Here is a 4,537-nt window from a genome sequence, read left to right as displayed (position 1 = left end):
CTGGAACTGGTGTATTGTTTACAGTAACTAAGAAGTCACCTTCTGACGTACAATTTGGTGTAGTACCTGTTTGCGCAAAAACATAAATTACTTGTGTCGTTGTAATTGTTGCGCCAGCTAGTAAAGTTGTTCCGCCTCCATTTGGTAAGGTATGGTACGAACTTCCTGCTGGTAATGCTGGTAAAATATAACTATTACAAACCGTAACATCTGCCGGATTTGGCGTAGCAGGTGTAAGATTTATTGTTACTGTAAAATCACCTTCGGCAGTACAATTTGGAACTGTACCCGATTGTGCAAAAATATAAATCGTTTGATTCGTAGTAATTACTGTTCCTGCTGGAATTTGAGTAGCTGGACTTCCTCCAGCTGCCGAATGGTATGATTGTCCTGCTGGCAATACTGGTAAAACATAACTATCACATGCCGTTACATCTGCCGGATTTGGCGTAACTGGTGCTGTATTTACCGTTAGAGCAAAATCACCTTCTGCACTACACGATGGTGTACCAGATGATTGTGAAACTACATAAACTATTTGTGAAGTTGTAAGAACTGTTCCAACTGGCAATAAAGTTGCTGTAGAACCACCTGACGCAGAATGATAAGTGCTTCCTGCTGGTAATGCTGGTAAAGTGTAGCTTCCGCAAACGGTTACGTCTGATGGATTGGGTGGTGTACCTGTTATTATTGTCACAACAAAATCGCCTTCAGCTGTACAACCAGGTGCAGACTGTACATATATGTATATTGTTTGTGAAGTAGTTATAACTGTTCCTGCGGCAATTTGTGTCGACGGACTTCCTCCAGAGGCAGTATGATAGGTTTCATTGGCTGCTAATGCAGGTAAAGTATAACTATTACAAGAAGTTACATCTGATGGATTAGGAGGTGTTGGTGGAGGAGTTATTGTTAATGTAAAAGTTAAAATTTCGAAACAACCAGATCCAGAAGAATCATCTACTCTAATATAAATAGTTTGCCCATTTGTACCTGGAAAACTGGAAAGATTTGCAATAGGCGCAGTAAAATCCTCAGCATTTGTTAATGTTGTAAAATAATTAATATCATAATTAGATGGATTCAAACCGTTTAAAACAACTGGTGTATTTTGAGCTAAATTAAAAGAAGGGTTAGAACAGTTTGTAAGGTTGTTTGGTAAAGCTAATGGCACAGCAGGAAGATATTCTGCTAGAATACTGTCTGTTATTACACAACCTGAAGAATAAGTAATAGAAACTTGGTAAGTTCCTGGCGCTGTTATTGTGTATTGAAAACTTGTTGCACCTGGAATCGGAACTCCTCCAACAGACCATTGGTAATTAGCACCAGTAATTGCAGCAGTACCAGCTTTTACAGTTCTTGTATCTCCTTGACAAATAGCATTTGAATTAGCAATAGAAAAGTCAATAATATCTGAAAAATCGGCTCCTCCTTGAACAGTTCCTGATATACTAGCCTGACCTATATCAAAACTTCCTGCTCCTAAAAATACAGCTGAATCAAGAATATTATCGTTTCTGTCTGCAACAACTAATTTTATGTGATAAGTATTATTTGGAATTACCGTAGCTGCAGCAGTTAACAAAACTGTTTGACCGTTAAAATTTGTTGGAGAATCAGCAGGATTTAAACCAGATGGCAATTGATAAAATTTATCGAAGAATGCAGGATTTACTGAACTACATGCAGGATTGTGCAAATTATTTCTAACAGTTAAGACAGAAATTGGAGTTGTTGTACTAGGAATCAAAGCTATATTTGTAGCTGGTGTACCTGCGGTAACGTTTGTTAAGAAAAAGGCAAAAGCATCAGAAAATTGACATTGATAAGTGCCATATTCTTCGGAAGCAAACATAAAATCAAAACTAAAAGAGGGACTTAAAGGAACAAAATCAAATTCAATAACACTAGCATTGTTATATGATGTTAATCCGGTATCAAAACCCAAACCTTGTATGTAACTAAACAATTGGGCATCTCCTGTCCATGCACCATTTCCACCACTAGAATTCGAGGTATTTGGTCCATCGGCATCATTTAAATCTCCACTAGTCATTACAACACCTGCAGACAATGGGAAATTTGGATTAGTATTTTGAAAATAACCAATTCCGTTAACAGAACCAAAACCATTAGTGTTACCAGTTCTCCACGTTATATTTGAAATTGTTCCAGCGCAAGAACCACCGCCTGCACCAGCTCCAAACAAAACGTCATTGACTAATTGAGGAACAGTATAAGTAGTGGAATTTACCGTAATAGATTGTCCAAAGCCAAACCAACTAGTAAAAAAAATCAGAATTAGTAAAATTCTTTTCATATTATTTAAAATATAATAAATCTGAGCATTTACAATTAAATTTATGCGCAGAAATGTTAATTAATTGTTTAAAAGTCCAAATATAAACAATCCAAGAAAATAACTTTGTTAAATTTGCAGAAAAATGAAACACTACTATGAAAATCAAAATAAAAGAAACTCAAAATCCTACCATTCTTAAATTTGAATTCCAAGATTTTATTACTCAAAACGAAAGTTTCGAATTTAAAAATATTGATGAAGCCAAAAACTCTCCATTAGCACAACAATTATTCTATTTGCCTTTTGTGAAAACGGTCTATATTTCAAGTAATTTTATAGCTATTGAACGATTTAGCATTGTAGACTGGAACGATGTTCAAGATGCTGTTGCTGAGCAAATTGAAGACTATGTAAACAGTGGCGCAAAGATCATAATTGAAGATGTTTTAAAACCTAAAAAATCGGCAATAACGGTTTATGGTGAGACTACTCCTAACCCATCAACATTAAAATTTGTTGTGAGTAAATTACTGACAAAAACTGCCGTTGAATTTAAAAACATCGACGAAACTACAGCTTCACCATTAGCAAAAGAGTTGTTTCAGTTCTCTTTTGTGAAAGAAATTTTTATTGACGAAAATTATATTTCTGTTACTAAATATGAAGTTGCAAACTGGGAAGAAATCACGCTAGAAATTAGAACTTTCATTAAACAATATATAGAGAATGGCGGAACTGTAGTTGATGAAACTCTAATTGTTCAAGATGCAAATCAAGACAAACAGCAAATAAAGAACTTTGATAATTTAGACACAACGTCGCAACAAATTATCAATATTTTAGAAGAATATGTAAAACCTGCGGTCGCTGCCGATGGCGGAAATATTTTATTTGATTCTTTTGATGAAGAAAGTAAACGAGTGAAAGTTATTTTACAAGGTTCGTGCAATGGGTGTCCATCATCGACTTTCACCTTAAAAAGTGGAATTGAAAACATGCTAAAAGACATGCTAAATGATAAAGATATTATTGTTGAAGCACTAAACGCTTAAACTGAAAACTAAAAAATCCCTTATAAACTAAGGGATTTTTTTATACGCTAGTATTTTCTTCTATGTTTCTAAAATCAATTGGTTTGCCTTCTACATCATAAAATTGGTAACGGTATTTTAGCTTTCCATTCAGCTCTTCTATGTCAACATGCATTTGATAGAAACCGTTATTCCATTCTACGATAATATCAAAATAGTAATCTCCTACTCCAAAACTTGTTGGTAAATTACTCACATAAACTAGTTTCTTAGATTTTAAATTTAAAGTATTCACCTCTATATTATTGTAAGCACCAACGTCTTCATTGTCGAAAGTTCTTCCCATGTAACTGTACTCTTTAGCTTTTTTCTTGCCTTTTCCTTCTTTGGGATCGTTATAAATGTCTTTCACAGAAAATATTACATCTTTCAACGAAAACTTTCCAACGTTTACCAAAGAAAATTTCAATTGATGAATATACGTAATACGTTGTCCTTTTTTTCGAGGTTCATCATCAGACAAATCGGCACTTTCGCCCAAATCACTGTCTTTAATTTCAATAATGGGAATGTTTTGATCAGAAATTTGAGTCATGACTTCAGACTTAGAACTCTCTTTATATTCTGCATCTACAAATTGCTCTTTAGTTTCCTGAATTTCATCGCTTAAAACATCAATCTTTTTGTTAGCAATATCAATCTCGGTTTCGCTTTTCTCCTCGACAACTTCTATATCGCTACTTGAACGATACAATGAAAAAAGTGCGCCCGAAATTAAAGCAAAACCAATAAACGCCAAAATAAGTGCTGTCATAGAAGAATTCTTTTTCATTCCAATCAACTTGGTTACAATATACAAATGGTGATATTTAGACAAAAATAAATATAAGATAACAACTTTTGTGAGATATTTAAAATAGTTCTTAACATAGAAATAAACTATTTTATTTGGAAATTAGATTGATTTTTTGGAATGTGAATTTAAAACAACAGTACTTTAGAACTACGAATTTAATAGAAGACCATTACTAATTAGCCCCGATTGCAACGGCATCCTTTTTTACAGTATTGTTTTTTTTTAAACAATACTGTAAAAAAGATATAGTGGAAAGCGGGAAAAAGGTTTACAAAAATACCCAAGCCTTTCGCTCCTAGAAATAAAAAAAGTCCAAACTTTCGTTTGGACTTTTTGTGCGGATAA

General features: G+C 33.9%; 3 protein-coding genes. 1 reads left to right on the top strand and 2 read right to left on the bottom strand.

The annotated features are described in order from the left end of the window. On the bottom strand, positions 1-2,323 hold a 2,323-nt coding region (locus DIU01_RS05270), incomplete at its 3' end, for a choice-of-anchor L domain-containing protein (RefSeq protein WP_290832196.1). A gap of 137 nt (positions 2,324-2,460) precedes the next feature. Between DIU01_RS05270 and DIU01_RS05265 the strand changes: the two genes are divergently transcribed. Beyond that, positions 2,461-3,357 (top strand): NifU family protein, encoded by an 897-nt coding sequence (locus DIU01_RS05265; protein ID WP_290832195.1) that lies wholly within the window; start codon positions 2,461-2,463, stop codon positions 3,355-3,357. Between the two features lie 40 nt (positions 3,358-3,397). On the opposite strand, the gene DIU01_RS05260 is transcribed toward DIU01_RS05265, so the two are convergent. After that, complete coding sequence (locus tag DIU01_RS05260; protein ID WP_290832194.1) at positions 3,398-4,150, bottom strand: hypothetical protein; 753 nt, start codon at positions 4,148-4,150, stop codon at positions 3,398-3,400. Between the last annotated feature and the right edge of the window lie 387 nt (positions 4,151-4,537).

It is taken from the genome of Flavobacterium sp. (genome assembly GCF_003525665.1).
Lineage (GTDB): Bacteria > Bacteroidota > Bacteroidia > Flavobacteriales > Flavobacteriaceae > Flavobacterium.
This window is presented reverse-complemented; position numbering and strand designations above follow the sequence as displayed.